The sequence below is a fragment of the Microvirga lotononidis genome (assembly GCF_034627025.1).
Classification (GTDB): Bacteria; Pseudomonadota; Alphaproteobacteria; order Rhizobiales; family Beijerinckiaceae; genus Microvirga; species Microvirga lotononidis.
In genome coordinates this window covers 609,153-634,428 of sequence record NZ_CP141048.1, presented here as the reverse complement: position 1 = coordinate 634,428, position 25,276 = coordinate 609,153, and the positions used below count along the sequence as shown (strand labels likewise).

General features: G+C 64.8%; 26 protein-coding genes. 13 read left to right on the top strand and 13 right to left on the bottom strand.

Annotated features, from left to right (window positions below):
* The first annotated feature begins 146 nt into the window (after window positions 1–146).
* The gene (gene xseA, locus U0023_RS02820) at window positions 147–1,721 is read left to right on the top strand and encodes an exodeoxyribonuclease VII large subunit (protein ID WP_009763863.1); all 1,575 of its coding nucleotides are present in this window, start codon (window positions 147–149) and stop codon (window positions 1,719–1,721) included.
* 70 nt (window positions 1,722–1,791) lie between these two features.
* Window positions 1,792–2,013: a DUF2093 domain-containing protein gene (locus tag U0023_RS02815; RefSeq protein WP_040639081.1), complete on the top strand. Its 222-nt coding sequence runs from the start codon at window positions 1,792–1,794 to the stop codon at window positions 2,011–2,013.
* A 25-nt stretch (window positions 2,014–2,038) separates the two neighbouring features.
* On the opposite strand, the gene lpxK is transcribed toward U0023_RS02815, so the two are convergent.
* From lpxK to U0023_RS02780, 7 genes are all read right to left on the bottom strand, one after another.
* Window positions 2,039–3,055: a tetraacyldisaccharide 4'-kinase gene (gene lpxK, locus U0023_RS02810; RefSeq protein WP_009763865.1), complete on the bottom strand. Its 1,017-nt coding sequence runs from the start codon at window positions 3,053–3,055 to the stop codon at window positions 2,039–2,041.
* Window positions 3,055–4,344, bottom strand: a complete 1,290-nt coding sequence (locus U0023_RS02805) for a 3-deoxy-D-manno-octulosonic acid transferase (RefSeq protein WP_009763866.1) — start codon at window positions 4,342–4,344, stop codon at window positions 3,055–3,057. Before U0023_RS02805 ends, lpxK begins: the two co-directional genes overlap by 1 nt.
* The gene (locus tag U0023_RS02800; RefSeq protein ID WP_040638730.1) at window positions 4,341–5,075 is read right to left on the bottom strand and encodes a lysophospholipid acyltransferase family protein; all 735 of its coding nucleotides are present in this window, start codon (window positions 5,073–5,075) and stop codon (window positions 4,341–4,343) included. Before U0023_RS02800 ends, U0023_RS02805 begins: the two co-directional genes overlap by 4 nt.
* 14 nt (window positions 5,076–5,089) lie before the next feature.
* Window positions 5,090–5,323, bottom strand: a complete 234-nt coding sequence (locus U0023_RS02795) for a DUF4170 domain-containing protein (protein ID WP_009763868.1) — start codon at window positions 5,321–5,323, stop codon at window positions 5,090–5,092.
* 59 nt (window positions 5,324–5,382) lie between these two features.
* Complete coding sequence (locus tag U0023_RS02790; protein ID WP_009763869.1) at window positions 5,383–6,186, bottom strand: 3'(2'),5'-bisphosphate nucleotidase CysQ; 804 nt, start codon at window positions 6,184–6,186, stop codon at window positions 5,383–5,385.
* Window positions 6,187–6,266: 80 nt separating this feature from the next.
* A complete protein-coding gene (gene ubiA, locus U0023_RS02785; RefSeq protein ID WP_009763870.1) occupies window positions 6,267–7,196 on the bottom strand; it encodes a 4-hydroxybenzoate octaprenyltransferase in 930 nt (309 codons plus the stop codon).
* An 18-nt stretch (window positions 7,197–7,214) separates the two neighbouring features.
* On the bottom strand, window positions 7,215–7,682 hold the full coding sequence (locus tag U0023_RS02780; RefSeq protein ID WP_009763871.1) for a hypothetical protein: 468 nt from the start codon (window positions 7,680–7,682) through the stop codon (window positions 7,215–7,217).
* A gap of 207 nt (window positions 7,683–7,889) precedes the next feature.
* Between U0023_RS02780 and U0023_RS02775 the strand changes: the two genes are divergently transcribed.
* The 4 genes from U0023_RS02775 (at window position 7,890) to U0023_RS02760 (ending at window position 14,447) form a co-directional block, all read left to right on the top strand.
* Entirely contained in the window at window positions 7,890–8,636 is a 747-nt protein-coding gene (locus tag U0023_RS02775; protein ID WP_009763872.1) for a 16S rRNA (uracil(1498)-N(3))-methyltransferase, read from the top strand.
* Window positions 8,637–8,815: 179 nt separating this feature from the next.
* Window positions 8,816–9,955 carry a carboxylate-amine ligase gene (locus U0023_RS02770; protein WP_009763873.1) on the top strand — a complete coding sequence of 380 codons (1,140 nt, stop codon included), beginning with the start codon at window positions 8,816–8,818 and terminating at the stop codon, window positions 9,953–9,955.
* Between the two features lie 177 nt (window positions 9,956–10,132).
* Window positions 10,133–11,503: a glutamate--cysteine ligase gene (locus U0023_RS02765; protein WP_009763874.1), complete on the top strand. Its 1,371-nt coding sequence runs from the start codon at window positions 10,133–10,135 to the stop codon at window positions 11,501–11,503.
* 460 nt (window positions 11,504–11,963) lie between these two features.
* Entirely contained in the window at window positions 11,964–14,447 is a 2,484-nt protein-coding gene (locus U0023_RS02760; RefSeq protein WP_009763875.1) for a cadherin domain-containing protein, read from the top strand.
* A 21-nt stretch (window positions 14,448–14,468) separates the two neighbouring features.
* Here the strand turns inward: U0023_RS02760 and U0023_RS02755 are convergent, their stop codons facing one another.
* The 4 genes from U0023_RS02755 to ilvD form a co-directional block, all read right to left on the bottom strand.
* Window positions 14,469–15,962, bottom strand: coding sequence for a sensor domain-containing diguanylate cyclase (locus tag U0023_RS02755; RefSeq protein ID WP_009763876.1), 1,494 nt, complete (start codon window positions 15,960–15,962; stop codon window positions 14,469–14,471).
* 25 nt (window positions 15,963–15,987) lie between these two features.
* Window positions 15,988–16,305 carry a quaternary ammonium compound efflux SMR transporter SugE gene (gene sugE, locus U0023_RS02750; protein ID WP_009763877.1) on the bottom strand — a complete coding sequence of 106 codons (318 nt, stop codon included), beginning with the start codon at window positions 16,303–16,305 and terminating at the stop codon, window positions 15,988–15,990.
* 138 nt (window positions 16,306–16,443) lie between these two features.
* Window positions 16,444–16,746 (bottom strand): hypothetical protein, encoded by a 303-nt coding sequence (locus U0023_RS02745; protein WP_009763878.1) that lies wholly within the window; start codon window positions 16,744–16,746, stop codon window positions 16,444–16,446.
* Window positions 16,747–16,875: 129 nt separating this feature from the next.
* Window positions 16,876–18,705 carry a dihydroxy-acid dehydratase gene (gene ilvD, locus U0023_RS02740; RefSeq protein ID WP_009763879.1) on the bottom strand — a complete coding sequence of 610 codons (1,830 nt, stop codon included), beginning with the start codon at window positions 18,703–18,705 and terminating at the stop codon, window positions 16,876–16,878.
* 260 nt (window positions 18,706–18,965) lie between these two features.
* On the opposite strand from ilvD, the gene U0023_RS02735 reads away from it, so the two are divergent.
* Together U0023_RS02735 and U0023_RS02730 are read left to right on the top strand one after the other, a co-directional pair.
* Window positions 18,966–19,562 (top strand): cation transporter, encoded by a 597-nt coding sequence (locus tag U0023_RS02735; RefSeq protein WP_009763880.1) that lies wholly within the window; start codon window positions 18,966–18,968, stop codon window positions 19,560–19,562.
* Between the two features lie 52 nt (window positions 19,563–19,614).
* Entirely contained in the window at window positions 19,615–19,851 is a 237-nt protein-coding gene (locus tag U0023_RS02730) for a hypothetical protein (RefSeq protein ID WP_009763881.1), read from the top strand.
* A gap of 29 nt (window positions 19,852–19,880) precedes the next feature.
* Here U0023_RS02730 and U0023_RS02725 read toward each other — a convergent pair whose 3' ends face one another.
* Complete coding sequence (locus tag U0023_RS02725; protein ID WP_009763882.1) at window positions 19,881–20,318, bottom strand: YqaA family protein; 438 nt, start codon at window positions 20,316–20,318, stop codon at window positions 19,881–19,883.
* 147 nt (window positions 20,319–20,465) lie between these two features.
* Window positions 20,466–20,936 carry an aminoacyl-tRNA deacylase gene (locus U0023_RS02720; protein ID WP_009763883.1) on the bottom strand — a complete coding sequence of 157 codons (471 nt, stop codon included), beginning with the start codon at window positions 20,934–20,936 and terminating at the stop codon, window positions 20,466–20,468.
* A gap of 350 nt (window positions 20,937–21,286) precedes the next feature.
* Here U0023_RS02720 and U0023_RS02715 point away from each other — a divergent pair, with 350 nt between their 5' ends.
* The 5 genes from U0023_RS02715 to U0023_RS02695 all read left to right on the top strand — a co-directional run bounded on the left by U0023_RS02715 (window position 21,287) and on the right by U0023_RS02695 (window position 25,161).
* Window positions 21,287–22,465, top strand: a complete 1,179-nt coding sequence (locus U0023_RS02715; protein WP_009763884.1) for a BaiN/RdsA family NAD(P)/FAD-dependent oxidoreductase — start codon at window positions 21,287–21,289, stop codon at window positions 22,463–22,465.
* Window positions 22,466–22,540: 75 nt separating this feature from the next.
* Entirely contained in the window at window positions 22,541–22,786 is a 246-nt protein-coding gene (locus tag U0023_RS02710; protein ID WP_009763885.1) for a hypothetical protein, read from the top strand.
* A 112-nt stretch (window positions 22,787–22,898) separates the two neighbouring features.
* Entirely contained in the window at window positions 22,899–23,837 is a 939-nt protein-coding gene (locus tag U0023_RS02705) for a D-alanyl-D-alanine carboxypeptidase family protein (protein WP_009763886.1), read from the top strand.
* Window positions 23,838–24,002: 165 nt separating this feature from the next.
* Window positions 24,003–24,560 carry a DUF1269 domain-containing protein gene (locus U0023_RS02700; protein ID WP_009763887.1) on the top strand — a complete coding sequence of 186 codons (558 nt, stop codon included), beginning with the start codon at window positions 24,003–24,005 and terminating at the stop codon, window positions 24,558–24,560.
* A gap of 28 nt (window positions 24,561–24,588) precedes the next feature.
* The gene (locus U0023_RS02695) at window positions 24,589–25,161 is read left to right on the top strand and encodes an HdeD family acid-resistance protein (protein ID WP_009763888.1); all 573 of its coding nucleotides are present in this window, start codon (window positions 24,589–24,591) and stop codon (window positions 25,159–25,161) included.
* Window positions 25,162–25,276: the final 115 nt, after the last annotated feature.

Sequence of the window (25,276 nt, the reverse complement as noted above, 5' to 3'; positions counted from 1 at the left end):
GCGGGCTTTTGCGCCTAGTCTCGAAAGCGTGAAACGGGACCTGTTTCGCGGGCGCGGCGAAATGCACAGGGGATAGTTTCGCATTGTGAACGGCTGTTGCGTCCGCACCCTTGGCAGGTTGCAGCCGGGCGGATTAGGTTCACGGCATGTTCGCAGAAAAAGCTCCCTCGAATGCTCCCGAATGGTCGGTCTCCGACCTTGCGGGAGCTCTCAAGCGCACCCTGGAGGATGCGTTCGGCCATGTCCGCCTGCGGGGCGAGGTGTCGGGCTATCGCGGGCCGCATTCGTCGGGCCACGCCTATTTCTGCCTGAAGGACCAGAATGCCCGAATCGACGCGGTGATCTGGAAAGGATCCTTCGCCCGGCTCAAGATCCGCCCCGAGGAGGGGATGGAGGTCATCGCCACCGGGCGCATCACCACCTTCCCGGGTTCGTCCAAGTACCAGATCGTCATCGACACGCTCGAGCCCGCCGGCATCGGCGCCCTCATGGCCCTGCTCGAGGAGCGCCGCCGCAAGCTGAATGCCGAAGGGCTCTTCGCCCAGGAGCGCAAGCGGCCTCTGCCGTTCCTGCCCCGAGTGATCGGCGTCGTCACCTCGCCGACCGGCGCGGTGATCCGCGACATTCTCCACCGGCTGGAAGACCGCTTCCCGCGCCGGGTGCTGGTCTGGCCCGTGCGCGTGCAGGGCGACACCTGCGCGTCTGAGGTCGCCGCCGCCATCCGTGGCTTCAACGCGCTGGAGCCGGGCGGCCGGATCCCGCGCCCGGATGTGCTGATCGTCGCCCGCGGTGGTGGTTCGATCGAGGATCTGTGGGGCTTCAACGAGGAAATCGTGGTGCGCGCCGCCGCCGAGAGCGCCATCCCGCTCGTCTCGGCGGTGGGCCACGAGACCGACACGACGCTGATCGACTACGCGTCCGACCGGCGGGCGCCCACGCCCACAGGTGCCGCCGAGATGGTGGTGCCGGTGCGGGTCGAGCTCATGGCGGCCGTCAACGATCTCTCCCGGCGGCATATGGAGGCGACGCTGCGCCTCGTGGAGCGCCGGCGGTCGGACCTGCGTGCCACGGCCCGCGCCCTGCCGACGCCGGAGGCGCTGTTCTCGCCCAAGCGTCAGCGGCTCGACCTCGCGGCGGCCAAGCTCTACCCGGCGCTCGCCCGCAATGCTCGCGGCCACGAGGAGCGGCTGCTCAAGGTCGCGCGCCAGCTGGCCCACGTCTCGCCGGTGGCCAATGTCGCCCGCATGCGGGCTCGGCTCGATGCGGTCGGACCGCGTCCCCACAACGCGGTCTGCCGCTCCATCCTCCTGCGCGAGGAGAGCCTGAAGCAGATCGGCCGCCGTCTGGTGGTATCCCGCGAGGCCTTGCTGCGCGCCGAGCGGACGCGCCTCGCGCAAGGCCACGAACTCACCCGGCGGGTGGCCGAGCGTCTCGTGCCCGCGTTGCAGGGACAGATCGCCCGCAAGGCCGACAGGCTGGAGGCGGTGTCGAAGCTCTTCGACAGCCTGAACTATAAATCCGTGCTCAAGCGCGGCTTCGCCCTGGTCCGGGATGCGGACGGGCAGCCGCTCAATTCGGCCGAGGCGGTGCTGGACGGCCAAGCCCTCGTGCTGGAATTCGCCGACGGCAAGGCGGACGCGACGGGCGGGCGGATCGGGTCGCGGCCCAGAGTGGCCAAGCCGAAGCTCGTGGCGGCGGAAGAGCAGGGCGCCTTGTTTTGATTGAGGATTGGAAATCCTCGGCTCACCTGCTTATGTGAAGAAAGGCGCAACGCATTTCTCGATGTCATCGATGTTGAACAAGATCGAACGCAGCGGCGGCGAAGCCGTCGTGCAATATCTCGACAGCAACCTCCGGGTCGTGAAGCCCGGGGCCTATGTGCGTTGCGCGGTGACGGGCGTCGAGATCCCCCTCGACGAGCTCAAGTATTGGAGCGTCGAGAGGCAGGAAGCCTATGCCTCGCCCGAGGCGGTGATGATGCGCATCTCGGGTCAGCCTGCACCTAGAAAATAGCTGCCCTGGAAAATAAGGGGCGCCGTCAGGCGACGCGCAGTCGCCTTTCGTTGATGCGGCGCAGGAGCAGGTTGCGCAGGCCCGCCTCGTTCTCGATCCGGAGCCGCACGGGAAGGACGGTCAGCTCCGGCCAAGGCCTGGGATCCCGTATCGCCGCGATCCGGGCAAAATCCTTTTCCGTCGTCACGGCCACAAGCCCGCGAGCCTCGGCTTCGCGTTGCAGTGTCCCGAGTTCGGCCGTCGTATAGCGATGATGGTCGGGGAACGAACGGGCGGCTTCGACGATGGCCCCGCAGTCGCGCAGGGTGTCGAAGAACTTGCCGGGACGCCCGATGCCCGCGAAGGCGAGAACCCTCCTGCCTTCCAGGGACTGGATCGCTTCCGGGGAAGGTGCGAGCCTTGCCTCGAACACGCGCTTGTCGCGGCGTTCGGCCTCCTCGGCAATCTGTCGCCCTGGCTCGCCATCGCCGATGATCAGAACCGCATCGATCATGGGCCATTGAACGTCCATCGGCGCGCGCAGCGGCCCAGCCGGCAAAGGCAGTCCGTTGCCGATTCCGGTGGCCCCATCCACGACCGCGATGGCGCAATCCTTGACCAGGGACGGATTCTGAAGCCCGTCGTCCATGATCACGACCGTCGCGCCGGACTCGTAGGCCAGCTGTGCCCCGGCAGGACGGTCGCGCGATACGATGGTCGTCGCCGTCCTCGAGAGCAGAATGGGTTCGTCACCCACGTCCGAGGCCGAATGATCCGGTGTACTGACTTGCACGGGACCCGGAAGGCGGCCGCCATAGCCCCGCGACAGGAAGGCCGGGCTCTCTCCGCCGGCATCGAGAATTCTGGCGACGGCCAAGGCCGTCGGCGTCTTGCCGGCGCCGCCCGCGGTGAAATTCCCGATGCAGATGACGGGAAGGTCCGCCTTCTCGCCCGTGCGATGCATCCGTCGTGTCGCAACGGAAGTATAGATGATGCCTGCGGGGCGCAACAGGGTGGCCGGCAGCGTGGGGAAGGGTTGCCACCAGAAGCGCGGCGCGCGCATCAGCGGCGCGCCCCCAGTTTCGCCTGGACGATGAAGGGCTCGACCGACTGCATGGTACGGTCCACGGCACCGCCGAGCGCCTGAACGGCCTCTCCGGCCTTGCGGGCCATGTCGCGCGTCAGCGCCGCATTGCTCAGCAATTCGTTGACGGCGCGGGCCAGGGTGGCGCTGTCCTTCACCATCAAGGCACCCCGAGACCGGTCGAGGGCCTCGTAGATCTCGGTGGCGGTATGGACATGCGGGCCGTGCAGGATGGCCGCGCCGAGCTTGGCCGGCTCGATCGGGTTATGTCCGCCGACGGGCACCAGGGTGCCGCCCATGAGGACGACCGGGGAGAGCCGGTAGAACAGGCCCATTTCGCCCACCGTATCGACCACGTAGACATCCGTCGCTCGGTCCGGGTGAATGCCCTCCGACCGTCGCCCGGCCCGCAAGCCGGCCTGCCCTGCCAGAGCCGAGACCTCCGGTCCGCGATGGGGGTGCCGCGGGGCGATGATGGTCAGCAGCTGAGGATAACGCTTGGCCAGGGCGCGATGGACGGCGACGATCACGCTTTCCTCTCCGGGATGCGTGCTGGCGGCAAGCCAGACCGGGCGGCCCGCGATCATGCCCGAAAGATGCGCCACCATCCGTGGGTCGGCCGGGGGAGGGGCGGCGTCGAATTTGATGTTGCCTGTCACGATCACCCGGGGCGCGCCGAGCCGCGCCAGCCGTTCGGCATCCTCGGCCGTCTGGGCCAGGCACAGGGCGAACTGGTCGAGCAGGCCTTTGATGATGCGCGGCATCTTCTGCCAGCGCCGGTACGACCGATCCGACATGCGCCCATTCACCATGACGAGCGGGATGTCACGCTCGGCGAGCGCCATGATGGTGTTCGGCCAGATCTCGGATTCAGCGATGAGGGCGAGGTCGGGCTGCCAATGTTCGAGGAAGCGTCTTGTATAACGTGGCACGTCCAGGGGGACGAACTGGTGGATGGCCCCGGGTGGGAGACGACGGGCGATGAGGGACGCGGACGTCTTCGTGCCCGAGGTGACCAGGACCGTGAGACCCCGCTGGGTCATCCGTTCGACGATGGGCAGAAGAGACAGGGTCTCGCCGATGCTGGCGCCGTGAACCCAGATCAGGTGACCTTTGGGCCGCTGCCGGCTGGGATAACCTTGCCGCTCTCCCAGCCGCGTGCGGTCCTCGCGCCCCTTGTGCCGGCGCCAGTACAGGAGGCCGAGCACGGCCGGCTCCAGCACGGACACGGCCGCGCGATAGGCTTTGAAGACGATCGGGAAGCTCATGCTCGGGAGCCTTCCATGAGCACAGGATTGGGCTTGGCGCCCGGATCCCTCGACCCGACGAGAGCATAGGCCCGCTCGTGAACCCGGTCGAGTTCCCGTTCGACGCACTTTCTCAAGGATTCCAGCGTCGGCTCGTCCGCGTCGCGCGGCACATGGACCGGCTCGCCGAGCACCATCGCCCCGCGCCCGAAGGGCAGGCCGATGCTGGCCTTGTCCCAGCTGTCGAAATCGATGCGGCGGCTGGTCACGACGGCAACGGGTACGATGGGGCGACCCGATAATTGCGCGAGCGTCACGATGCCCTGGCCGCAGATCCGCGAGATCTTCGGGATATCGGCGGTCATCACGACCATCTCCCCATCGCTCAAGGCCCGCAGCATCGACCGCATGGCCTGGGCGCCGCCCTTTTTACGGATGTCGCGACCGCGTGCGCCGGAGCCGCGGATCGCCCGCACGCCCAGGTGACGCAGGGCAACAGCGTTGAACTCGCCGTCGCCGGACCGTGACACGAGGCTTGCGGCACGGTCCTGCGGCCTTTTGGCGAAATGGATCATGAAGTGCTGGCCGTGCCACATGGCAGCGATCACGGGCATCTCGATCCGCTCATAGGCATCGGCCGGTTCCATGACGAACCGGTTCGTGCGCTGGACGAACTTGAGATAGCCCGCGACGACGAAGCCCAGGGTTTCCTGGACCGCCCGCGACCGGATGATGCGCTTCATGAGGCTCATGGCGGCGTGAAGGATCAGCCGTTCTGCGGATCCAGCAGGCGGTGGAGGTGGACGATGAAGTAGCGCATCTGCGCATTGTCCACGGTGGCCTGCGCCTTGGCCTTCCATGCCGCATGGGCGCTGGCATAGTTCGGGTAGATTCCGACGATGTCGAGCTTGGAAAGATCCTTGAAATCGACGGATTCGAGGCTGCTGAGCTCGCCGCCGAAAACCAGATGCAGGAGCTGCTTGCCAGGCGTGTCGGTCATGGTGATAGGGCTCTTCTGAAGAGTGTTGGAAGGATCGATGTCGGCTGGAGCCGACGATGTCAGGCTCTCATGGCTCCAATAGCACGAGGATGCAACCGTGACGCAACGGCAATCATCTCATCGTGAGAGGGCTGGGGCCTGTTGTAGATCGGCGTCGAACCATCGAACCCCGTTAGGCAGCCGCCTGCCTCCTGCAGAATGAGGTCGGCTGCGGCGATGTCCCAGTCCTGTGCATTGGCGGAGACGAGCCCGATATCGATGGTGCCTTCCGCCACCCGGGCCAGCCGGAGCGCCAGGGACGGCACCTTGGGCAGGCGCTCGACCGGGCCCATGCGGCGTTCGAGCCGGTCCACGAGAGGCTTAGGGCCCGCCACCCGGGCCGGAGAGGTACCGCCGGCTTGGTCCAGCGCCAGCCTCTCGCCGTTGCACCAGGCTCCTTCGCCGATCCGCGCTTCATAAAGACGCTCATGGATCGGAGCGTGGAGGACGCCGAGGACCGGCCTGCCGTCCTTGACGAGGGCAATGGAGATGGCCCAGTCGGCGTGGCCCGAAGCGAAGGCTCGGGTGCCGTCGATGGGGTCGACGATCCAAACATAGCTTTGCTCGAGGCGCGACGGATCGTCGGCGGTTTCCTCGGAGAGCCAGCCGGCCTCCGGGAACAGTCCGGAAAGATGCTCCTTCAGGAAGACGTCGAGGGCAATATCCGCTTCCGTCACCGGAGAGCTCTGCCCCTTGTACCAGAGCCTGGCAGCCGTCTGCGCGCCGGCGCGGTAATAGGGCAGGGCGAGCTCGCCCGCCTGGCGGGCGGCGTCACGGACGGCGGGAGCGAGAGCGGCAATCGATTGGGGTGAGGAGGACAGCATCGAATCTGAGATGGGAGCTATTGGGAGGAGATACCATAGCCCGCCTGTCTAAACCTTCCATTTCGACGCGGCTGCGGTTCCTAGATGAAGCAGTCGAGGGTCATGGCCGCGAACAGGATCAGGCCCGCATCCCGATTCGCGCGGAAGAGCCGCAGCGCGCCCGCGCCATCCGCCCGGTCGATGCGCGCGACCTGCCAGCCCAGGTGGAGGGCGAAGAGACTCAAGCCGGCGAAGGAGGGCCAGCCTGCCCGCACCAAGGTCAGGGCTGCGGTGATGAAGACCAGGGTCAACGCATAGCAGATGCCGACGCCGAGCTTCACATTCTCGCCGAAGAAGCGAGCTGAGGACTTGATCCCGGCGATCTCGTCGTCCTCGATGTCCTGGAGCGCGTAGATGGTGTCGTAGCCCACCACCCAGGCGATGCTGCCGAGATAGAGAAGGATCGGAGCCCAACTCAGGAAGCCGAAGGCGGCGGCCCAGCCCATCAGCGCCCCCCAGGCGAAGGCGAGGCCCAGGACGATCTGCGGCATCCAGAAGAATCGCTTCATGAACGGATAGAGCGCCACGACCCCCAGCGAGGCGAAGCCGGTCGCGATGGCGAAGGCGTTGAACTGGAGCAGGACCAGAAGACCGACGATGCCCTGGAGCGCGAGGAAGGCCAGCGCGCCTTTCAGGCTGACCTGCCCCGACGGCAGGGGGCGCTGGCGGGTGCGCTCGACCCGGGTGTCGAGGTCCCGGTCGACGATGTCGTTGTAGGTGCAGCCGGCCCCGCGCATCGCCACGGCGCCGATCAGGAAGAGCAGGCAATGGATCGGGTTCGGCCAGGGCTGTCCCGCCGCGATGGCGGCGAGCGCAGCCGACCACCAGCAGGGCAGGAGAAGCAGCCACCAGCCGATGGGCCGCTCGATGCGGGCCAGACGCAGATAGGGCCTGACGCCCGCAGGCGCCCACCGGTCGGCCCAATGTCCCTTGACGGCATCGGGCAGGGAAGGCGTTCCGGGACGCTCCATGGCTCGTCGGTTTCCGGCTTAGAGGGCGCCCTTCGGGATGCTCAGGGTGCCGGTCAGGCCACCGCCCAACTTGCCGGCGCCGCCGCCCTGCTGGGCCTGCTGCTTGGCGCGCTTCTCCATCTCGGCCATCTTCGCGGCCGCGCCGCAGGCCTGGCCCTTGAACTGTTGGGATCGCTTGTGATCTTCGGCGAAGCTCTGGACCAGCTGATCGGGAACCTGGCACCAGTCCTTGTTGTCGGTCATCCACTTCTGGCCGGCCGTCCCGTTCGTCACGAGCTTTGAGAAGATGGTGCAGGCTTCCCGCGGGTCGAGCTTCTTGTTCTTGCCGCCGTTGGTGAGCTTGTTGATCTGCTGGATGAGGCCCTGGCGTTCCTGCAGGATTTTTTGCCCTTCCTGGCAGGCGCTCGACTGCGCAAAGGCAGGAGCGGTCACGAAAATGCCGGCGACGGCAAACGCAGCCAGGATGTGCGAACGGATGTGCGTCATGCCCAAAATTCCCTCACTTGGCACGCGACGTCTCGCGTGACTGTGTTCTGTTAACAGGTTCAGGGCCTTGAGGCCAAGAGGCGAATGGTCGCCTAAATCACAGCCTGTGCCATGCCGCACCTGAATTTTTAGTGACCGGACGGGTCGTCCCCCTCCCTCGGGCCGGAGGAACTTGATACAGGGGAGGCTGTTCTGCACAAGATCCCCATGGCCGATTACGACTTCAACGCCCCCCGCCTTTTCATCGACGCGCCTCTCCGGGCCGGGTCCAGGATCGCGCTCGACCGGGGGCAGGCCAACTATCTCCTGAACGTCCTGCGCCTGAAGGCGGGGGAAACCGTCCTGATCTTCAACGGGCAGGACGGGGAATGGCGGGCCGAGGTCGCTGTCGAGGGACGCAAGGCCGCCGATCTCGTCTGCATGGAGCTGACCCGGGAGCAGGAGCCTGCTCCCGACGTCATCTATGCCTTCGCGCCTCTCAAGCATGCTCGCCTCGACTACATGGTCCAGAAAGCCGTGGAGATGGGCGCGGGCATCCTCCAGCCCGTCCTCACGCGCCGGACCCAGGCCACCCGGGTGAACCTCGACCGCATGCGCAGCAATGCCATCGAGGCCGCCGAGCAATGTGGAATCCTGGCGATCCCCGGAGTGCGGGAGGAAGAGGATTTGGGCCGTTTTCTCAAGGGTTTGGAGAAGGAGCGGCTGGTTGTCTTCTGCGACGAGAACGCGCCTGTTTCCAACCCGGTCGAGGCTCTGGCCAAGCTTGGGAACAAACAAGCTGGTCTGGCCGTTATCGTGGGCCCCGAAGGGGGGTTCACCGATCAGGAGAGAGCGCTTGTCGCCGCCCACGAAAGATGTGTTTGCGTATCGTTGGGTCCGCGAATCCTGCGAGCTGACACAGCCGCTGTGGCCGCACTGGCGATCGTTCAGTCAGTGCTCGGCGATTGGAACTGATCGCACCGGCCGACAAGGGCTGAATTCAATCGGCCTATAGATTCAGAAGCTTAGCAGTTTCGCGTCGATTCGCCCCAATCTGGCCCCATTGCGCCGGAGTTTGGGCCGGGTCGACGCAGGCCGATCCGCACGTGCGAAGATCATTTCTGAATAAGATAAGAATTGAGGATACCAAGGAAATGAGCTGGGATTTCAAGTTCGGCATCGAGGAAGAGTACTTCGTCAACGATGCGCCGAGACGGGATATCGCCAAGGGGAAGATCAAGGAGTTCTTTGCAGCCTGCCGGGACAAGGTGTCCGGCGACATCCACCCCGAAATGCTCGAGCCGCAGATCGAGATTGCCACCAAGCCCGTGCTGGAATTTTCCGAGGCGCGCACGCAGCTCGCCGGACTTCGCTCCTCCGTGGGGGCTGTCGCGCGCGAGTTCGACCTGTCCATCATGGCTTCCGGCACCCATCCGCTCGCCGTCTGGACGCGAATCCGTCCCACGGCGCAGCCGCGCTACGGGAAGGTCATGCACGACCTGCAGATGCTCGGCAGCCGGAACGTCCTGTGCGGCATGCATGTGCATGTGGAAGTGCCGGATCTCGGCATGCGCGTCGATATCATGAACCGGATTCAGCCCTACCTGCCGCTGCTGCTCGCGCTCTCGACCTCCTCGCCGTTCTGGCAGGCGCAGCGCACGGGCCTTCTGGGCTACCGGCTCGCCGCCTATCGCGAGCTGCCGCGCACGGGCCTGCCGGACCTGTTCGAGAACGAGCAGGACTATCAGCGCTACATCGACACCCTCGTGACCGCACGCGCCATCGAAAATTCCACCTACGTCTGGTGGGTGATCCGGCCGTCGCTCAAGCACCCGACCCTCGAGCTGCGGGTTGCCGACAGCTGCACGCGCCTCGACGACACCATCGCGATCGCCGCCCTCTACCGCTGCCTCGTGCGCCACTTGAGCCTCGACACCACGCTCAACGCCGGGCAGACGGGCGCCTCGCGGGCCATCAACGACGAGAACGGCTGGCGGGCCCAGCGCTACGGCATCCACGGCAGCTTCGTGGACGAGAAGACGCGCACCGCCAAGCCCGTGCGGGAACTCCTCGAGGAGACCCTCGACCTCGTGGCCGACGACGCCAAGGCCCTCGGCTGCCAGCGGGAGCTCGATCTCGCGCGCTGGATCGTCGCCCGCGGCACCAGCGCCGACCAGCAGCTGACGCTCTATACGGAAGCGGTCGGTCGCGGCCTGTCGAACCGCGATGCCCTTGCCGGCGTGGTCGACTGGCTCAGCGCGGAGACGATGGGGGAGACGGCGATCCGGCACTAGCGGATCAAATGGATCTCGGAGGAGGCGCAAGCCTTCGGGACCCGGTGCTTCGGCGAGGGCGGCGGCGCCCTCGTCGTTTTGTGCTTTGGTCCCTCATTGCGCCTTGGCCTTAAGCCCCTTATTGAGTCCCGACCCTGAGTCGGCGCGCCTTGAACGCGCTTTTTGATGAGGTGATGCATGGCGCGGGACGTATCCGATACGACCCCCATTGGTGCGCGGTCGGAGCTCGTGGATTGGATCGCCTCCGGCGAGAAGCCGCGGGATGCTTGGCGGCTCGGCACCGAACACGAGAAGATTCCGTTCTACACGGCCGATGCCGCCCCCGTTCCGTACGATGGGGCCGAGGGCATCCGCGCGCTCCTCGAGGGGCTGCAGGCGCGCACCGGCTGGGCGCCGATCCTGGAGGACGGCCAGCCCATCGGCCTTGCCGACGACGTGGGCGGCGGAGCGATTTCGCTCGAGCCTGGCGGACAGTTCGAACTGTCCGGGGCTCCGCTCAGGACGCTGCACGAAACCGCCCGCGAGACGGCGCAGCATATCGCCGACGCGAAGGCGGTCGGGGAGGGGCTCGGCCTCGGCTTCCTCACCCTCGGCATGAGCCCCCTCTGGACGCGCGCCGAGACCCCGGTGATGCCCAAGGCGCGTTACCGCATCATGACGAACTACATGCCGAAGGTAGGCTCGCTCGGCCTCGACATGATGTACCGCACGTCCACCGTGCAGGTGAACATGGACTACGCGTCCGAAGCCGACATGGTGAAGAAGCTGCGCGTATCGCTCGCGCTCCAGCCCATCGCAACCGCGATCTTCGCCAACTCGCCCTTCACCGATGGCAAGCCGAATGGCTATCTCTCCATGCGCTCGCAGATCTGGCGCGACACGGATCGCGACCGCACGGGCATGATGGCCTTCGCCTTCGAGGACGGCTTCGGCTACGAGCGCTACGTGGACTGGGTGCTCGACGTGCCCCTGTATTTCGTCAAGCGCGACGCGACCTATCACGACGTGGCGGGTTCCTCCTTCCGCGACCTGTTCGCCGGCAAGCTCTCGCAATTGCCGGGCGAGCGCGCCACCCAATCCGACTGGGCAAACCACGTTTCCACCGTGTTCCCGGAGGTGCGCCTGAAGCGCTATCTCGAAATGCGTGGCGCGGACGTCGGCAATGTCGAACACATCGTCGCTCTCTCGGCGTTCTGGACCGGCCTGCTCTACGATGAGGCGGCGCTCGACGGAGCATGGGAGCTGGTGAAGACATGGACCGCGCAGGAGCGTGAGCAGCTGCGCGCCGACGTGCCGAAACAGGCCTTGAAGGCGAGCATCGCAGGACGGTCCGTGCAGGACGTCGCGCGCGATGCGCTGGCGCTCTCGCATGAGGGCCTCAAGCGGCGCGGATATCTCGACGGAGCAGGACGCGACGAGACCCGGCATCTCACCTACGCGGAAGAGATCGTCGCCTCGGGCCGCACGCAGGCCGAGCGGTTGCTGGCGCTCTTCGAAGGGCCATGGGGCGGCTCCGTGCTTCCGGCTTTCAAGGAAACCGCGTTCTGAAGTGCTAGTTGCTTCCTCCGGTCCACGCCGAACAATGCATTGTTCCGGAAGTGAAGCGACACGTTTCCTGTCATCACCGGCCTCGTGCCGGTGATCTCGATTGATCGAGGCTCCATCCCTCACCGTATCGAGATGGACGGCACAAGGCCGGCCATGAAGCAGTGCATGTCATCCCCGCCGCACGAAGCGGGAAAGGGGATGCGCACCATGGCCCGGCGCCATGAATTCTCGCCCTCCGCCATGTCTCGCCCAGAAATGACGGCCTGGTGCTTGCCTCGGGCGGCAAGGGCACTTCCCTTCAGTCAGTATCCACAGTTGCGGCGCTGGTTCGGGACCTTGCCGCGCAACAAGGGGAAGAGTACAGCAAATTATTGTTATTACATAACAATTGATTTATTGTCGCCCCAGGGTCCTGGGATTGGCCGTGTCCGGTCTGCCTCGAGGGCGTGCGGGGGGCGCGATGGCTAATCTTGAAATTCGGAATCTCGACGGCGACAATATTTTGAGAGAGCCCGGGGCGGACGTTCTGATCGACCAGGGACAAAACGCGGAAGTCGTGGCGGGGGATCACCCCTTGCTCTACCTGGACGTTGTCACCTGGGGACCACCGGCAGCATTTGGAATTCGGACCGAAGCCGGCCAGGTGGAGCTTCCTGACGGTCTGGGCGAGGGCAAGCCGGTCGTGGTAGCCGGAATCGAGATCGGATTTATCGGCTATGTCTGGGAATCCGGCATCGGTTTCGAATTCAATGACGATGCGACGGCGGCCTTGGTTCAAACGCTCATCAGGGCCCTGACTTACAGAGATTTGTCGCAAGAGATCGGCTTCAGTGCTGGGCGCGGCATCGACGTCTACCTGACCGACGCTGGCGAGGATTCCGCTTTCGTCGATCTCCACATCGGGGACAACATCATCGGGACGGCACAGGACGACACATTCAATGCCAGCAGGAGCCTGATCGGCGCGGGAGACAGCCTGAACGGTGGCGACGGCAACGACACCCTGACGCTGACCGGCGGCGGCGCTTTTGATCTGCACCTGATGGCAGGGCTCGACAATACCGAGACGATTCTGGGAACGGCAGATGTCGATTACGTGACCTTGAGAGCTGATCAGCTGGCTGATGTCGTGCGGATCGACGGCCAAGGAGGGAGCGACAGGCTCTATCTCCAGGGCTCTAATATCGACCTGACGGGCAAAACGATCTCCAGCTTCGACATTCATCTCAAGACCGATGGCGCCACGATCACCGTCGGCAATCTGGAGATCGCGCAGCTGGTCCATGGCTATGATACGGCCAATGACAGCCTGATCCTCGAGACCGGCACCTTGACCGCTCTCGATCGACTTCTCCTCCACCGTCAGGGCATCGAAAGAATCGTCACTTTTGATCAGGACGGAAACGAGGTTGAGTCGATTCACGGCGCTCCGAACCTTGTGAGATTTGGCGAGGCGCCGATTGCGGCGGAAATCGGCACTGCCGTGTTCCTGGACACGGCGCAGGATTCCGCCCTCAGTGTGGACAGCGGTCTCCTGAAGTCGCTGGTGTTACGAGTCGACGAGGCCGATGAGCACGACGTCATCAATGTCGATCAGTCGGGTGAGGTGACGGTCTCTGCCCAAGGGTCTGTAAGAGATGTCTTCGTTGCCGGCCGGAAGATCGGGTCCGTATCCGGACTGGGTTCCTCTCTTGTGGGTTTCGCTTTCGACGATCAGGCCACGACCGAACGCGTTCAACAAGTTCTTCACGCATTGACCTACAGCAGAAGCTCGGGTGAGGAGGGTGACACTCGCACCATCCATGTGTCCCTGCGCGATGTCGGGAATCGAGAGTTGGCGACGCAACTCACCGTCAATCTTTCCGCCGACGAGACACCGGACGATCCCAACACGGCTCCAACGAACCTCGATTTCACGGGCCATTCGATCCGCGAGGTCTCCGCGACGGGCACCAAGGTCGGCGATCTGTCCGCGACGGATGAACCGGGGACGATCCTGACCTTCCGGTTGCTCAACGATGCGGGCGGCCGCTTCGCCATCGGCCGGGACGGCACGTCCATCGTGGTCGCGAATGGTGCGCTGCTCGATTATGAACGCGCCCGGTCGCACGTGATCAAGGTCGAAGTCAGCGATGGCGCTCTGACGGAGGTGAAGGAGTTCACCATCCAGGTGAGCGACCTCGATGAAACACCGGACAATCTCAATCTCGCCGGGACTTCCGTGCGTGAGGTTGCGGCAACGGGGACGAAGGTCGGCGATCTGTCGGCTGTGGATCCTGAAGGCAGAACTCTCACTTACAAGCTGCTCGACAATGCAGGCGGCCGCTTCGCCATCGGACAGGACGGCAGATCTATCGTGGTGGCCGGCGGAGCACTGCTCGACTACGAGCAGGCGCGGTCGCACGTGATCAAGGTCGAGGTCAGCGACGGCGTTCTGACATCGGTGAAGGAGTTCACCATTCAGGTGAACGACTGGATCGGTGAGACCGCGACGGGCACCTCCGGCCATGACATCCTGGTCGGCGGCAGCGGCAACGACGTCTTCTCCGGCGGCGCCGGCGACGACAGGCTCAATGGCGGTGCGGGCAACGACACGCTCTCCGGCGGAGCCGGCAACGACGTCTTCGTCTTCGACGTCAAGCCTCACAGGAGGACGAACTACGATACCGTCAAGGACTACAACGTGAAGCAGGATTCCATCTATCTCGACAATGCCGTCTTCACAAAACTCGGGCCTGGCACAGCGGCGCTGCCGAAGATGCTCAAGGCCAAGCACTTCAAGCTGAGCACTCAACAGCAGGACAAGGACGATTACATCATCTACGACAAGGGCAAGGGCGTGCTCTATTACGATGCCAACGGAAGTGCCGCAGGCGGCCGGATGGAGATCGCCAAGTTTTCCAACAAGCCCGTCCTCAAGGCATCCGAGTTCTTCGTGATCTGAGGCGATCGGGGCATTGCCGGGTCAGGCGGCCTTCGCGGTCGCGACGCGGTTGCGGCCGTCCTGTTTGGCCCGGTAGAGGGCGGCGTCGGCAAGGGTGATCAGGTCCTCGGGGCCGTGGCGGGAGCGGTCCAGGCTCGGGATCCGGGTCGCGCTGCCGATGCTGACGGTCAGGGTCCGCGACGGGACATTCGCCTCGTGCCGCAACCGCAGCGTCTCGACCTTATCGCGGATCTCCTCGGCGATGGCGGCTGCGCCGGCCGCGTCGAGATCCGGCAGGAGAACCACGAGTTCCTCGCCGCCATATCGTGCCGCCAGGTCGCCCGGCCTGCGGGCCGCTCCTGCGATCGCAACGGCAATGGTGCGCAGGCACTCGTCGCCGGCCTGGTGGCCGTAGATGTCGTTGTAGGCCTTGAACTGATCCACATCGACGAGGAGCAGCGACACGGGAGATTTTTCCCGCGCGGCCCGGAGCCATGCCGCCTCGAGCTGCCTGTCGAACATGCGCCGGTTGGCGAGGCCCGTCAGGCCGTCCGTGGCGGCGAGCACGGAGAGTTCGACCTCCGCTTCCTCGCGTCGGCGCAGCTCCGCGGACAGGATCCAGCCGAGGGTGGCGATGATGGCGACGAGAACGCTCATGACCACCGTGCGGAACACGAATTCCCGGTTCCAGCTCGCCATCGCCTCGTCCTGACCGACCGAGGCGAGGACTCCGACGGGGACCATGGGATTGCGGTAATAGCCGCCCATGCGCGTCACCCCGTCGATCGGGGAGACGTACTCGTAGGCGCCGGAGCCTCTCCTTTCAAGGAACTGCGGTTCCTTCGAGATGTCGGTTCCGATGGCGCGCTCGATGTAGGGATAGCGCGAGAGGAGCGTCCCGTCCTTGTAGATGAGCGTGATGCTGCCCTGCCGGCCGACATCGAAGCGGCCGAAGAAATTGGCGAAGTACCGGGGCGGGATGCTGGCCTGAACGACGCCGCCGAAGCTGCCGTCCGGCTTGTCGATGCGGCGGGACAGGGTGAGCACCCAATCGCCGCCGAGCGGATCACGGATCAGGGGGCCGAAGAACCAATCCTTGTCGGTCGAATTCCTGTGGTGCTGAAAGAAGGCCTGCTTTTCGGCGTTGACCTTTCCACGATGCCCCGGCAACGAGCTGGACAGGAGAAAGCCGTCGTCCTCGTAGACGGAGAGGGATTTGATGCGAGGAAGCGACTGGACCCGGTCCACGAGGAAGGTGTCCATCCTCTTGACCGCGTTGGACTGCATGCCACCGGATTCGACCCGATCCACCACGTCCACCAGAAGAGCATCCGCCACCTCGAAGGTGTCTTCCGCGTGCTGGACCAGGGATTTGGCGAGATTGAGGATCTCCGCGTTGATCCGGGCGATCTCCTGCTCGCGGTCGCTCCAGTCGCGCCAGCCCCCCAGCCCGAGGATCACGAGGCATACCACGACGACGAAGGCTTTTAGCCCTCGTGCCGCGGATTTCGGCTTCGTGTGAACGATTGCAGTCATGACCCCCCAACCATAACTGCCGCGGCTAGCCTGAGGCTAACTTGAGGCCAAGGATACCGGACACGATCAGGCCGATGCAGACGAGGCGCATCGCCGTTGCGGGCTCGCCGAAGAGATAGATCCCCAACAGAGCCGTGCCGACCGTCCCGATCCCGGTCCAGACCGCATAACCCGTACCCACGGGTAGGGTCTTCAGCGCCAGTCCGAGCAGGACGACGCTGACGATCATGCTCAGGGCGGTGAGAACCGACGGGCCGGGGCGGGTGAAGCCGTCTGTGTATTTCAGGCCGATCGCCCAGCCGATCTCGAACAGCCCGGCAAGGGCGAGCAAAGTCCATGCCATGACAGGACCTCCGTCATTGGCAGGGCCGTCCCTACCGGTGTCATGAAGGTGTGAGGTCGTCCTCACCCCTCTAAATATAGGGGCTTGGAAATACCTTCTCAATACGTGGAATATACAGCCACAGGTCTGTTTGTCGGCTTAGTTACCGGCTTCTTCCGAAGGCTGCTCCGAGCGGCCGCCCAGGGCGGCGAGGGGGTTGAAGGGGGCGTAGATCTGATGCTTCCAGCTGTCGCCGCAATTGATGCAGATCGAGCGCATCATATGGTTGCTCTGCTCCAGCCGCTTGAGCAGCCGCTGCTGCCGCTCCGTCGCCTCGTTGGCCTCGGCGTCGAAGCCGGAGGGGCGCACAGTCAGCTGAAGAGCCTGACCGTCCGGGGCGTCCTGGGCGAAGCCAGGCCCGGCAAGGAGAAGGAGGCTGGCGGTCAAGGCGAAACGGGTCATCAAGAATCCTGAGGCTGATTTGGGCCTTTTTCCGAAAGGACTCCAGACACAGTGTTTCGTCAAGGCCAGGCGGCTCCGGGGAGACGAGATGTCCCGCCGAAGCCGCCTGTTCGTTAGGACCAGAAAGGGTCAGATCTGCCGGACTGCGCCTTTGGCAGCACTGGTGGCCAGCATGGCATAGGCCCTGAGGGCCGCCGAGACCTTGCGCTTGCGCGGTGCGGCCGGTTGCCAGCCCTTGGCCTGCTGTTCGGCACGGCGACGCTCCAGCTCCGCCTCGTCCACGGCGAGGCTGATGCGGCGGTTCGGGATGTCGATCTCGATCCGGTCGCCGTCGCGCACGAGGCCGATCGTGCCGCCTTCCGCCGCTTCCGGCGAGACGTGCCCGATGGACAGGCCCGACGTGCCGCCGGAGAAGCGCCCGTCGGTGATGAGCGCGCAGGCCTTGCCGAGGCCCTTCGACTTCAGGTAGCTCGTGGGATAGAGCATCTCCTGCATGCCCGGCCCGCCGCGCGGGCCCTCGTAGCGGATGACCACCACGTCCCCGGCCTTCACCTTGCCGTTGAGAATGCCGCTTACGGCATCGTCCTGGCTCTCGAACACGATGGCAGGGCCGGAGAATACCAGGATGCTCTCGTCCACGCCCGCAGTCTTCACGATGCAGCCGTCGAGGGCGAGGTTGCCGGACAGGACGGCCAAGCCCCCATCCTTCGAGAAGGCATGCTCCGCGTCGCGGATCGTGCCGGCGGTGCGGTCCGTGTCCACGCTGTCGTAGCGGCTTTCCTGGCTGAAGGCGACCTGCGTCGGCACGCCGCCGGGAGCGGCGCTGAAGAATTCATGCACGGCATGGCTGTTGGTGCGGCGCACATCCCACCGGTCCAGGGCCGACTTCATGGTGTCGGAATGGACCGTCGGGACGGAGGTGTCGATGAGGCCCGCCCGGTCGAGCTCGCCCAGGATGCCCATGATGCCGCCGGCGCGGTGCACGTCTTCCATGTGCACGTTCGCCACGGCGGGAGCAACCTTGCACAGCACCGGCACACGGCGCGACAGGCGGTCGATGTCCGCCATGGTGAAGTCGACTTCCGCCTCATGGGCGGCGGCCAGGAGGTGCAGCACCGTGTTGCTCGACCCGCCCATGGCGATGTCCAGGGTCATGGCGTTCTCGAAGGCCGCGAAGGACGCGATGGAGCGCGGCAGCACGCTCGCGTCGTCCTGCTCGTAGTGGCGGCGGGCGAGATCGACGATCAGGTGGCCGGCCTCCACGAAGAGGCGGCGGCGGTCGGCGTGGGTGGCGAGCGTCGAGCCGTTGCCCGGGAGCGACAGGCCCAGAGCCTCGGTGAGGCAGTTCATGGAATTGGCCGTGAACATGCCCGAGCAGGAGCCGCAGGTCGGGCAGGCGGAGCGCTCGATGACCTTGATGTCCTCGTCCGCCACCTTGTCGTCGGCGGCTGCCACCATGGCGTCCACCAGGTCGAGCTTCTTGGTCACGCCGTTGAGCACGACCTTGCCCGCTTCCATCGGTCCGCCGGACACGAAGACCACGGGAATATTGAGCCGCAGGGCGGCCATCAGCATGCCGGGGGTGATCTTGTCGCAGTTGGAGATGCACACCATGGCGTCGGCGCAATGGGCGTTGACCATGTATTCCACGGAATCGGCGATCAGCTCCCGCGAGGGCAGGGAGTAGAGCATGCCGTCATGGCCCATGGCGATGCCGTCGTCGACCGCGATGGTGTTGAATTCCTTGGCGACGCCACCCGCCTTCTCGATCTCCCGCGCGACCAGCTGGCCGAGGTCCTTCAGGTGGACGTGGCCGGGCACGAACTGGGTGAAGGAGTTCACGACGGCGATGATCGGCTTGCCGAAATCGGAATCCTTCATGCCCGTGGCCCGCCAGAGGCCGCGGGCTCCCGCCATGTTGCGGCCGTGGGTGGTGGTGCGAGAACGATAGGCTGGCATGGTTTCCCCTAGAGCATCGGACCCAAAAGTGGTGTCCACTTTTGGGATTGATCCGATGTTCGATCCCTCAGTGGCGCATCGTTGAGTGCAGAAAACCGGGTCCACTTTTCCGCACGATGCGCTGAACTTTGGGGTCTTGTTCGGCTGAAATTGCGCAACTTGCAAGAAAAATTGCCATTCCTTGTGGTCGCGCCTGCTTTGCCGCAATGGAATTGCGGGCCCGTCCAGGCTAGGGAGGGGCATTAAGGAGTGGAAATCCCGTGACTCAGACGCGTTCAAGCCAGGACCTGCGCCGTGTCGTCGCCATCGTGGCGGCCTTGAACCTGGGCTATTTCGGCATCGAGTTTGCCGTCGCGCTGGCCATCGGCTCGGTGTCCCTGTTCGCCGACAGCGTCGACTTCCTGGAGGATGCTTCGATCAACCTCCTTATCCTCGCAGCCCTCGGCTGGGGCGCGCGGACGCAGGCCAGGGTCGGAATGGCGCTCGCCGGCATCATCCTGGTGCCGGGCTTGGCGACCCTCTGGACGGCCTGGGACAAGTTCTGGCAGCCGGTGGCACCGGATCCGGTATCGCTTTCCCTCGCGGGAACGGGAGCCCTGATCGTCAATGTCTTCTGCGCCTTCCTTCTCGCGCGGTATCGCCACCACAGCGGCAGTCTGACGAAGGCGGCCTTCCTGTCGGCCCGCAACGACGCTGCCGCCAATATCGCCATCATCGGGGCCGGGCTGGTGACGGCAGGGACACTCTCGGCCTGGCCGGACCTGATCGTCGGCCTTGCCATCGCGGCCATGAACGCCGATGCCGCGCGTGAGGTCTGGGAAGCGGCCCGGGAAGAGCACCGGGCTGCAACGCCTTGAGCTCGCAGAACGTTGTCCTGCTCGAATCCCCCTGAAAAGGCAGGACAACGCCATGCTCACCAAAGCCGAACTGGATGCCCCGGCCCATCTGCAATATGAGCCGATCGGAACGGCCGGCCAGGGGCATCCGAGCGACGTAAGGGAGTTCGCCTCGCTCCGCGAGGCCGTTCACTGGGCCATGAACAACGAGCCGCCTGCCGGCATGGAGGCCGTGATCCGTGCCGCCTCCGGGGCCGTGCTCGGGCCGAGGCATCTGGAGGAGATCTGGGCCAGTCTACAGGGGCCTTGAAAACTCTCGGTCATTTCGGGCGCGCTTATTCAAACCCATCCGAGACTGAGCCCCGCTACCGCCAGATACCGCCCCGTCTTGGCGAGCGCCACGAGAGGGATGAAGATCCGCAGCGGCTCCCGCATCACGCCGGCCACCAGGGTCAGCGGATCGCCGATGATCGGCATCCAGCTCAGCAGCAGGGTCCAGCGTCCGTAGCGGTGATACCAGGCCTCGGCCCTCGCCATCTGCTTGCGCTTGACCGGAAACCAGCGGCGATCCTCGAAATGGGCGAAGAACCGGCCCAGGTACCAGTTCACGACGGAGCCGAGGATGTTGCCCGCGCTCGCCACGACAACGAGAAGCCACCATGGGTAACGTTCGGCCACGAGCATGGCGAAGAGCACGGCTTCCGACTGGAACGGGAACAGGGTGGCCGAGAGGAAGGCCGCGGCGAACAGGGCGCCGTATTCGGCAAGATGAAGCATAAGGCGAGGGATCACCCGGAATGACAGGTCGGCAGGTACAGGGCTTCAATGGAAGCCTGCAGGAATGAGCCTTATCACGGTTTCGAACGAAGGCCGAGCTGACCTGCTTCGAGCAGGTCAGCATCGGATCTCACGTGTTTAGCGAGGCTACATCCGTTCGCTGAACGTGCCGTGCTGAGCGCGTGGGTTGAGACGCGCGAAATCGTCGCCTTTCACATGAACCAGCGTGGCATGGTCTCCGCCTTCGAAATAGATGTCGGGCTGGCGTTCCATGCTGTTCTCGACGATCACGTCGAGGCCGTAGCATGTGCCGACGGGCGGAATGGCGCCGCGGTCGCAATCGCGGAACACGGTGACGATCTCATCTTCGGAGGCCAGGCGCAGCTCCTGGCCAAGTTCCGACTTGAGGTCGGACAGGCGCAGGTGATGCGAGGCCGGCAGAACCGCGAGCATGTAATTCCGCCCGTCGCTGAGCATGATGCCCTTGGCCATCCGGTCGCCCGGCACGTGCCCCGCCTGAGCCGTGCCCAGTGAAGTCATTGCCGGATCGTGTTGGATCAGGTCGTAGCTGATATTCTGATCGGACATGTAGCGCTGAAGGGTAGGCGCGATCGTCATGACAACCTCCTGTGAGACGAGGACGCTCGCATGCCGGGAGGGCGGCTGAACTGACACACCGTCGCTTCGGGATGCGCAGTTGCTTTAAGGCGCCGATGGTACACCCCTGGCCGAACCGCTTCAATTGCCGGAGGCAGCGCGGTGCAAATATTGGCGGGTGCGCGTGGTCTGACGGATGACACTTTCACACATGTCGTCGTCGGGCTCGTCCCGGCCATGATGTGGCGAGGCCATGGGCCGGTACTTGCACCTTGCGGATGGGTTTACTACGAACGGCCCGTATCGAGCTCACTTTGAACCCGCCATGCGTCTGCGCGCGAGGCGCCAAGAATTTCTCAGGAAGACCTCACTTGGATCTCTTCGACGTTGTGGTGATCGGCGCCGGTGCCGCCGGGATGATGTCTGCGGCGGAGGCCGGCAAGCGCGGCCGTTCCGTGCTGGTCGTCGATCATGCCGCCAAGCCCGGTGAGAAGATCCGCATTTCCGGCGGCGGACGCTGCAATTTCACCAATCTCAACGCGGCCCCCGCCAACTTCATCTCACAGAATCCGAGCTTCGCCATTTCGGCCCTGCGCCGCTACACACAACGCGACTTCATCGCCCTCGTGGAGCGCTACGGCATTGCCTATCACGAAAAGACCCTGGGGCAGCTCTTCTGCGACGGCTCGTCGAAGCAGATCATCGACCTGCTCTTGAGCGAAATGAGGCAGGCCGATGTGGAGCTTCGTCTCTCGACTTCGGTCGAAACCGTGGAGAAGACCTCCGAAGGCTTTGCGCTCAAGCTTTCGCACGGTTCCGTTCGGTGTCGGTCCCTCGTCGTGGCGACAGGCGGAAAGTCCATTCCCAAGATGGGCGCGACCGGATTCGGCTATGATCTCGCGCAGCAATTCGGATTGAAGATCGTCGAGACGCGGCCGGCGCTGGTTCCACTGACCCTGGAGCCGACGATGCTCGAGCGCCTCACGCCCCTGGCGGGCGTGTCGGTCGATGCCGTGGCGAGCTGCCGGAAGACGTCGTTTGCCGAGGCCATGCTTTTCACCCATCGCGGCCTGAGCGGTCCCGCGATCCTGCAGATCTCGTCCTATTGGCGCGAGGGAGACGAGATCGTGCTCTCCATGCTGCCCGGCGTGAATCTGTTCGAGGAGCTGCGCGCCGCCCGCGCCCAGAATGGGCGGCAGGCCTTGCAGACCGCTTTGTCGGCCTTCCTGCCGAAGCGTCTGGCGCAGCTAGTCGCCGAGACGGAGAAGGGGCCCGCCAATCTCGCCGACTATTCCGACAAGAGGCTTCGCGCCATCGACGAGACCGTGAACGGCTGGCGCTTCAAGCCGGCCGGGTCGGAAGGTTACCGCACCGCCGAGGTGACGCTCGGCGGCGTCGATACCCGCGAGCTCGATTCCAGGACCATGGAAGCCAAGACAGTGCCCGGCCTCTACTTCATCGGCGAGGTTGTGGACGTCACGGGCTGGCTCGGCGGCTATAATTTCCAGTGGGCCTGGTCGTCAGGCTGGTGCGCCGGACAGGCGGTCTGAGGGTGCGTCCAACCCCTGGGTTCTCCCCGGCCCCTGTGTTATTCTTCTCACGGTCGCAGCTCATTGGAGGGCCTCATGCATTTGGGCATGATCCTCATCTGGATCGGCGCGCTTCTCATCGTCGCCGGGATCGTGCTCGCGGCGGGCCAGGTGCTCTGGAAGGGGCGTCTGAGCGACCCGCACCGCATGGACCCGACGGGAGCCGGCGCGACGCTCGAGCCGAGGGAGCGGGCCTGGGGGCTGCATCCCAAACATCACTGGCCCAGCATCATCCTGGTTGCGCTCGGGATTGTCGTCTTGCTGGCGGAAACGGCGGTCTGACGGGCGCGGGCATCGCGTCTGAACCGCGTTCGCCGGCCCCAAAGGGGTAGAGCGGCGCTGTTTTGGCCGTCGGGTGCTTGCATAAGGCCGCGGTTCGGGCAACGATCCCGCCATGAAGCCGCTCTCGATCCTTCTGGCTGCCGGCCTTCTCCTGACGCCGATCTCCGTCGGCGCCTCTCCCATGCTGCTGGTGGATGCCTCGACCGGCGATGTTCTCGCCGCCCAGGAGGCGACCCGCTCCTGGCATCCGGCATCGCTCACGAAAATGATGACGGCGCACCTTGCGCTCACGGCCGTCCAGGAGGGCCGGGCCAGCATGGACACGTCCATCGTCCTGAGCCCGAAGGCGGTCTCTCAGGCTCCGACGAAGCTCGGCGTTCCTCCGGGCACGTCTCTGCGGCTCGAGGATGCGCTCACCGTCATCATGGTCAAGAGCGCCAACGACGTCTCGATGGCGATCGCGGAGGCCATCGGCGGCAGCGAAGAGGCCTTCGTCGCGGCGATGAACGCTGAGGCGAGGCGCCTCGGCATGACCGGAACCCGGTTCGTCAACCCGACCGGCCTGCACGACGACCGGCAGGTGACCAATGCCAGGGACATGGCGCTGCTGATGCTGGTGCTCCTGAGCTATCATGCCGATTACCTCGACCTCCTCAGGACGCCGGCCGTGACGGTCAACGGGCGGATGCTGAAGAACACCAACAAGTTGGTGGAGGAATATGCGGGGCTCGAAGCGTCGAAGACCGGTTATGTCTGCGCGTCCGGGTTCAACGTGGCCGTTTCGGCGCTTCGCGGGAACCGTCGCGTCATCGGCGTCGTCCTCGGAGCGCCCTCTGCGGCCACGCGCACCCTGGTGATGCGGGGCATGCTCGACAACGGCCTGTCGGAAGGCGGGCATCCCGTCGGCAATCTGCGCACGATGAGGGCCACGGCACCGATGCCCGCCGCCGACCTGCGCCCGTTCAAGTGCGGCCGCCAGGCTCCCGCTCGAATGGAGGCCAAGGCCTCGGGAAGCGTCGCCAAGCGCAGCGACGCCCAGCCGCTTCGCTGACGCCTCGCAAGCCGCTCATCGCCAGGGGACGGAAGCGGAGCCATGGCTGGATTTTTCACCCAGGCCTCATGACAATTCTCGGGCCGGATCCGGGTTACACCCGATGGACCTGTCAGCGTTGCACATTACCCTTCCCGTGATGGCGCAACAGGAGGAGGGCGTACCATGTCCGAACTCGTGGTCGTTGGATTCGACAACCAGAACGATGCGGACCGCGTTCTGACCGAATTGACACGGATGCAGAAGGAATACCTCATCGATCTGGAAGATGCGGTCGTGGCCATTCGCGGGGCCGACGGGGCCGTGCGCATCAAGCAGAGCATGAATCTCGTGCGCCTCGGGGCAACCTCGGGCGGCCTGTCCGGTGCGCTGTGGGGCAGCCTTATCGGGCTCCTGTTCCTCAACCCGCTCGCGGGCCTCGCCATCGGCGGCGCCGTGGGAGCCGGCTCCGGAGCCTTGTCCGGCAGCCTGATCGACTACGGCATCAACGACGAGTTCATTCAATCCATCGGCAATACCCTTCAGCCCGACACGTCCGCCTTGTTCCTGCTGATCCGGAAGTCTCAGCCCGAGAAGGTTCTGGCCGAGCTGTCGGGGTTCAAGGGACGCATCATCCGCTCCTCCCTGTCGCCGGAGCAGGAGGCAAAGCTTCAGGCCGCCCTGTCGAAAGCGCATGCTCCTAGTCCGGGTGAGGGTATAGCGTCGGCCGCCCCGGCAGCGTAAGATCCTCTGCAAGGGTCCGGAGGGTACGATGGCGATGTCGTTGGACGCCGCGGCGGAAGTCTTCCGCGAGGCGATGCGGGATGCGGTCAAGCGTTATTCATTGTGGTATCTCGTCGAGGGCGTTCTGCTGATCGCCGCCGGTTTCCTGGCGATCATCTATCCCGTCTTCTCCTCAACGGCCGTCATCGTTCTTCTCGGCTGGCTCCTGGTGATCAGCGGCTTCGTGCAGGCGCTCAGCCTCATCAGTGCACGGCACGTGCCGCATTTCTGGCTGCAGCTGATCTCCATCTGCCTCGCCGTGCTGATCGGCTTCCTGTTCCTGCGCGATCCTGCCCAGGGCCTGGCGACGATCACGCTCCTCCTGATCGTGTTCTTCATGATCGAGGGGATTTCGAAAGTCGTCTTCGCCCTGACGATCCGGCCCTTTCCCAATTGGGGCTGGGTGCTGGGAAGCGGCATGGTCGGGATCGTGTTGTCCCTCGTCCTCTGGGCCAATCTGCCGGTGACGTCCGTATGGCTATTGGGTTTCCTGCTCGGGCTCAACCTGATCAGCGTCGGCACTGCAATCGCCTATCTCGCCTGGCAGGTGCGTGCGGGTTAGAGCATCGGACGTGAAATCGAACTCGCTTCCGATGCTCTCACCTTTTGGTTTGACTCATCTTTCCACGCAAAACCGGTTCCCACTTTTGCGTTCGATGCTTTAGCGGAGCAGCCTT

Coding starts and splice junctions, on each gene's coding strand:
- xseA (WP_009763863.1), top strand. CDS start 147: ATGTTCGCAGAAAAAGCTCCCTCGAATGCTCCCGAATGGTCGGTCTCC.
- U0023_RS02815 (WP_040639081.1), top strand. CDS start 1,792: ATGTTGAACAAGATCGAACGCAGCGGCGGCGAAGCCGTCGTGCAATAT.
- lpxK (WP_009763865.1), bottom strand. CDS start 3,055: ATGCGCGCGCCGCGCTTCTGGTGGCAACCCTTCCCCACGCTGCCGGCC.
- U0023_RS02805 (WP_009763866.1), bottom strand. CDS start 4,344: ATGAGCTTCCCGATCGTCTTCAAAGCCTATCGCGCGGCCGTGTCCGTG.
- U0023_RS02800 (WP_040638730.1), bottom strand. CDS start 5,075: ATGAGCCTCATGAAGCGCATCATCCGGTCGCGGGCGGTCCAGGAAACC.
- U0023_RS02795 (WP_009763868.1), bottom strand. CDS start 5,323: ATGACCGACACGCCTGGCAAGCAGCTCCTGCATCTGGTTTTCGGCGGC.
- U0023_RS02790 (WP_009763869.1), bottom strand. CDS start 6,186: ATGCTGTCCTCCTCACCCCAATCGATTGCCGCTCTCGCTCCCGCCGTC.
- ubiA (WP_009763870.1), bottom strand. CDS start 7,196: ATGGAGCGTCCCGGAACGCCTTCCCTGCCCGATGCCGTCAAGGGACAT.
- U0023_RS02780 (WP_009763871.1), bottom strand. CDS start 7,682: ATGACGCACATCCGTTCGCACATCCTGGCTGCGTTTGCCGTCGCCGGC.
- U0023_RS02775 (WP_009763872.1), top strand. CDS start 7,890: ATGGCCGATTACGACTTCAACGCCCCCCGCCTTTTCATCGACGCGCCT.
- U0023_RS02770 (WP_009763873.1), top strand. CDS start 8,816: ATGAGCTGGGATTTCAAGTTCGGCATCGAGGAAGAGTACTTCGTCAAC.
- U0023_RS02765 (WP_009763874.1), top strand. CDS start 10,133: ATGGCGCGGGACGTATCCGATACGACCCCCATTGGTGCGCGGTCGGAG.
- U0023_RS02760 (WP_009763875.1), top strand. CDS start 11,964: ATGGCTAATCTTGAAATTCGGAATCTCGACGGCGACAATATTTTGAGA.
- U0023_RS02755 (WP_009763876.1), bottom strand. CDS start 15,962: ATGACTGCAATCGTTCACACGAAGCCGAAATCCGCGGCACGAGGGCTA.
- sugE (WP_009763877.1), bottom strand. CDS start 16,305: ATGGCATGGACTTTGCTCGCCCTTGCCGGGCTGTTCGAGATCGGCTGG.
- U0023_RS02745 (WP_009763878.1), bottom strand. CDS start 16,746: ATGACCCGTTTCGCCTTGACCGCCAGCCTCCTTCTCCTTGCCGGGCCT.
- ilvD (WP_009763879.1), bottom strand. CDS start 18,705: ATGCCAGCCTATCGTTCTCGCACCACCACCCACGGCCGCAACATGGCG.
- U0023_RS02730 (WP_009763881.1), top strand. CDS start 19,615: ATGCTCACCAAAGCCGAACTGGATGCCCCGGCCCATCTGCAATATGAG.
- U0023_RS02725 (WP_009763882.1), bottom strand. CDS start 20,318: ATGCTTCATCTTGCCGAATACGGCGCCCTGTTCGCCGCGGCCTTCCTC.
- U0023_RS02720 (WP_009763883.1), bottom strand. CDS start 20,936: ATGACGATCGCGCCTACCCTTCAGCGCTACATGTCCGATCAGAATATC.
- U0023_RS02710 (WP_009763885.1), top strand. CDS start 22,541: ATGCATTTGGGCATGATCCTCATCTGGATCGGCGCGCTTCTCATCGTC.
- U0023_RS02705 (WP_009763886.1), top strand. CDS start 22,899: ATGAAGCCGCTCTCGATCCTTCTGGCTGCCGGCCTTCTCCTGACGCCG.
- U0023_RS02700 (WP_009763887.1), top strand. CDS start 24,003: ATGTCCGAACTCGTGGTCGTTGGATTCGACAACCAGAACGATGCGGAC.
- U0023_RS02695 (WP_009763888.1), top strand. CDS start 24,589: ATGGCGATGTCGTTGGACGCCGCGGCGGAAGTCTTCCGCGAGGCGATG.